The organism is Streptomyces sp. NPDC006544 (assembly GCF_040611715.1).
Classification (GTDB): domain Bacteria; phylum Actinomycetota; class Actinomycetes; order Streptomycetales; family Streptomycetaceae; genus Streptomyces.
In genome coordinates, this window is record NZ_JBEXOV010000194.1 from 1 (window position 1) to 3,827 (window position 3,827).

At 68.7% G+C, this 3,827-nt stretch carries 4 protein-coding genes; all 4 read right to left on the reverse strand.

Features of this window, described 5'->3' with window-relative positions; all coding sequences use genetic code 11:
• Positions 1 to 1,013: DEAD/DEAH box helicase (locus tag ABZY44_RS37345; RefSeq protein WP_356661955.1), on the reverse strand; the 1,013-nt coding region annotated here is incomplete at its 3' end.
• Between the two features lie 362 nt (positions 1,014 to 1,375).
• A complete protein-coding gene (locus tag ABZY44_RS37350; protein WP_014061102.1) occupies positions 1,376 to 1,579 on the reverse strand; it encodes a cold-shock protein in 204 nt (67 codons plus the stop codon).
• Between the two features lie 339 nt (positions 1,580 to 1,918).
• Positions 1,919 to 3,154 (reverse strand): PP2C family protein-serine/threonine phosphatase, encoded by a 1,236-nt coding sequence (locus ABZY44_RS37355; protein WP_356661957.1) that lies wholly within the window; start codon positions 3,152 to 3,154, stop codon positions 1,919 to 1,921.
• Between the two features lie 242 nt (positions 3,155 to 3,396).
• Entirely contained in the window at positions 3,397 to 3,729 is a 333-nt protein-coding gene (locus tag ABZY44_RS37360) for a MerR family transcriptional regulator (RefSeq protein WP_356661959.1), read from the reverse strand.
• Positions 3,730 to 3,827 lie beyond the last annotated feature (98 nt).

Below are 3,827 nucleotides of genomic sequence, written 5' to 3' on the forward strand. Positions count from 1 at the left end.
TGGGACTTCCCGCCGTGCAGGGCGGCGGCGCGGACTCCGCTGTTCAGCAGGTCCTGCGTCAGCCGGTCGACGGCGTGCTTGGTGTCCAGGAACATGATCACGCGGCCGTCGCGGGCGGCGATCTCCGTGGTCGTGCGCTGCTTGTCGGCGCCGTGGACGTGCAGGACGTGGTGCTCCATCGTGGTGACCGCGCCCGCGGAGGGATCCACGGAGTGCACCACAGGGTCCGTCAGGTAGCGACGGACCAGGAGGTCCACGTTGCGGTCCAGGGTCGCGGAGAACAACATCCGCTGGCCCTCCGGGCGAACCTGGTCCAGCAGCGCGGTGACCTGGGGCATGAAGCCCATGTCCGCCATCTGGTCGGCCTCGTCCAGCACCGTGATGCCGACCTGGTTCAGCCGGCAGTCACCCCGGTCGATCAGGTCCTTCAAACGCCCCGGCGTCGCCACGACGACCTCCGCGCCGTTCCGCAGCGCGTTGGCCTGGCGGCCGATGGGCATGCCGCCGACGACGGTGGCCAGGCGCAGCCTCACGGCGCGGGCGTACGGGGTCAGGGCGTCGGTCACCTGCTGCGCGAGCTCGCGGGTGGGGACCAGGATCAGCGCCAGCGGCTGACGCGGCTCCGCGCGCTGTCCGGCGGTGCGGGCCAGCAGGGCCAGGCCGAAAGCGAGAGTCTTACCCGAGCCCGTACGCCCACGGCCGAGGGCGTCACGGCCCGCGAGGGTGTTGGGCAGCGTCGCGCCCTGGATCGGGAACGGCACGCTCATGCCTTCGGCTCCCAGGGCGGCCAGCAGCTGGGCCGGCATGTCCAGATCGGCGAAGCTTTCCACGGCGGGCAGCGCGGGAGTGATCGTCTTCGGCAGCGCGAACTCGCCCTGGATGGCGGTGGGACGCCGGCCGCCATAGCCCGAACGGGCGGGCGCGCCGAAACGCGCGGTGCGGGGGCCGCCGCTCTGGCCGCCTCCGGTACCGGTGCGGGAATAGCGGTCGTTGGTGCGAGTGGTGCGGTTCATACGGAACCTTCCTCGATGCGGCACGTATCGAGGAATTCCCATAACGGGTACTCGCGAAAACGGGCCGAAGAAATACAGGGCAGAGCCGTGCCGCGAAAGAAGCGGACAGGCTTTGCTGGAGAGAGTGCCGCGCAGTTGCGTCAAAAAGGCCGGAGAAACGGCGGACGACTTACGGCGGGGGCCGGGCGGGCATCGTATGGCGATGCATCCGCCGGGCCGGACAGTGAGGCGGGTTCGGCGCGGGGCGCCCTCACCCGCCACTCACGCGAAACCATCGGGATCCGACGGGCGTGGGAGGGGGAAAACAACGAGTTGGGGCCCGCACCCCAAGGTGCGGGCCCCAACTACGTTACGCGTCAGCGTCAGGCGGGAACGATGTTCTCGGCCTGCGGGCCCTTCTGGCCCTGCGTGACGTCGAAGTTAACCTTCTGGCCTTCCTGAAGCTCGCGGAAGCCCTGGGCGGCGATGTTCGAGTAGTGAGCGAAGACGTCAGCGCCGCCGCCGTCCTGCTCGATGAAGCCAAAACCCTTTTCCGCGTTGAACCACTTCACGGTGCCAGATGCCATACGAATCTCCTTTGGGGCAGTGCCCGGAATCACACTGTGCGGTTCCGGAGTCGCCGCGATGATTACCCCGACCGGAAAATCGGCGGAAATACAAAGCCTCTCCAGCGGGCGAAGAACGCCAGCAAGGGGAGCGCCTGAATTTTTGGGAACCAAGACTGCAACTAAGATCGACAGTAGCATGCCGGAGCGGCCCCGCGCGCAAAGTCATGCCACTCAGTTCCCTGCGATAAAAACCCTCACCTTTAGCCGCGGTAAACTCTGGCCTGGCGGTTACAGATTTGATCCGCTGCGCGCAGCGGATACCAGCGCCGAGCTTTCCCTGCGCACGAGCCGGACCGGTCACCGGCCGGAAGCGGTGTGTCTCGTGGTTGAGGGAGGCGAGGCCTCCGTGAGGTCGGCGCCGGTGGCGGCGTCGCGCCGCGACTGGGCGACACCGTGCCAGTCCAAGCACATGACGGTCGCGTCGTCCTGCAGATGCCCCTTGCCCGCGTCGACGATCGCCCCGATGAGAGTGCGGGCGGCCTCTCGGGGATGCAGTTCCCTGGTGCGCACGATCAGGCCGGACAGGTCCACGGTGTCGGCGTTGCGTTCCAGCATGCCGTCCGTCAGCATCACGAGCCGGTCACCGGGCCGCAGGTCCAGCGACTGCACCCGATAGGTACGCGGGCTCAGGACACCGAACGGCAGATCAATTTCCGGAACGATCTCGGTCACCTCCCCGTCGCGCATCCGCAGCGGCCAGGGGTGCCCGGCGTTGATGAACTCCGTGGCACCGTCGAGCAAGCTGATCCGCAGCAGCTGACCGGTGACGTAGCCCTCGCGGCCGTACTCGCGCATGGCCTGGTCGGCCTGGCGGGCCTGTTCCAAGAGGTCCGCGCCCGCCCGCCGGGCCCGGCGCAGGGCGCCCACCACCAGGGTGGCCAGCAACGAGGCGGCGACGTCGTGCCCCATGGCATCGGTGACGGACAGTTGAACGGTGTCCCGGTCGACCACGTAGTCGAAGGTGTCCCCTCCGACATGGTCGGCCGGCTCCAGCGCCCCGGCGACCGCGAACTGCGCCGCCTCGCACGTCAACGAAGCCGGGAGCAGCCGGTGCTGGATCTCCGCGGCCAGGTTGAGCGGGCGGGTGCGCCTGCCCCACTGGTAGATGTCGGTGAAGGAGCGGTTGGCGATGACGATGTAGGCCAGCGCGTGCGCCGTCTCACCGATCTCGCGCATCACCTCCGCCGTCGGAGGCGTGGGCAGGAACAGTTCCAGGAGCCCGATGGCGTCCCCGCGGTTGGTCACAGGAGCGACCACCCGGACCGTGCCCGCGCCGGTGTCCTGCACGCTTGGCCGCTGGCTACGGATCACGTCGTCGTACACGGTGCCGCGCAGCGTGATCCGCGGGGCGGGCTCGGCTGTCTCCACGCTGCCCGCGGCACCCAGCCGAACGACCGAGCTACCGGTGAAGTCGGTGATGAGGAACGACACCGATACTGCCCCGAGGCGCTCCTTGAGCATGCGCGCGACCACGTCCAGGGATTCCACGGGCGGCGCGGCCTCCGCCGCCTCCAACGTTCCCGCCAGGGTCATCGCCGTACCCGCACGGCTCTTGCCGTCCGGGGAAAAGCCTGAGAGCGGCCCACCATTCCCGCCTGACTCCCACGCGGCCACAGAACCCTCCACGTAGCTCGTTGACGCGCTCACAACTCAGGACCACGGTGAAGCCCCGGTGCCGGACAGTCCCATTGCACCACGGGGTACAACCGGATCCGCCGACAATGGTTCGCCAGCAGCCCTGCCACAGCGTCACCCAGGGCAATCAATAGAGCCTGTCACGCCACATCCTGGTCCCGGACCGTGGAGCCGTGATGTGCAGCGTTGAAACGTTGCGCCTCTGCGAGCTGGTCCTCGAGGATCACGATGCGGCAGGCGGCCTCGATGGGGGTGCCGTGGTCGACGAGCTCGCGGGCCCGGGCGGCGATCCGCAGCTGGTAGCGGGAGTAGCGGCGGTGCCCGCCCGCCGAGCGCAGCGGGGTGATCAGGCGGGCCTCGCCGATGGCGCGGAGGAAGCCCTGGGTGGTGCCGAGAATTTCGGCGGCCCGGCCCATGGTGTAGGCGGGGTAGTCGTCGTCATCGAGACGGCCGTACGAGTCGTCTGCTGTCATCACACCTCTCTGTTGAACACGCGGAGGGGCCCGGGTGCCTATGGCACCCGGGCCCCGAAGGAACTGCTACACCATCTGCCGGCCCTGATGCCGCGCCG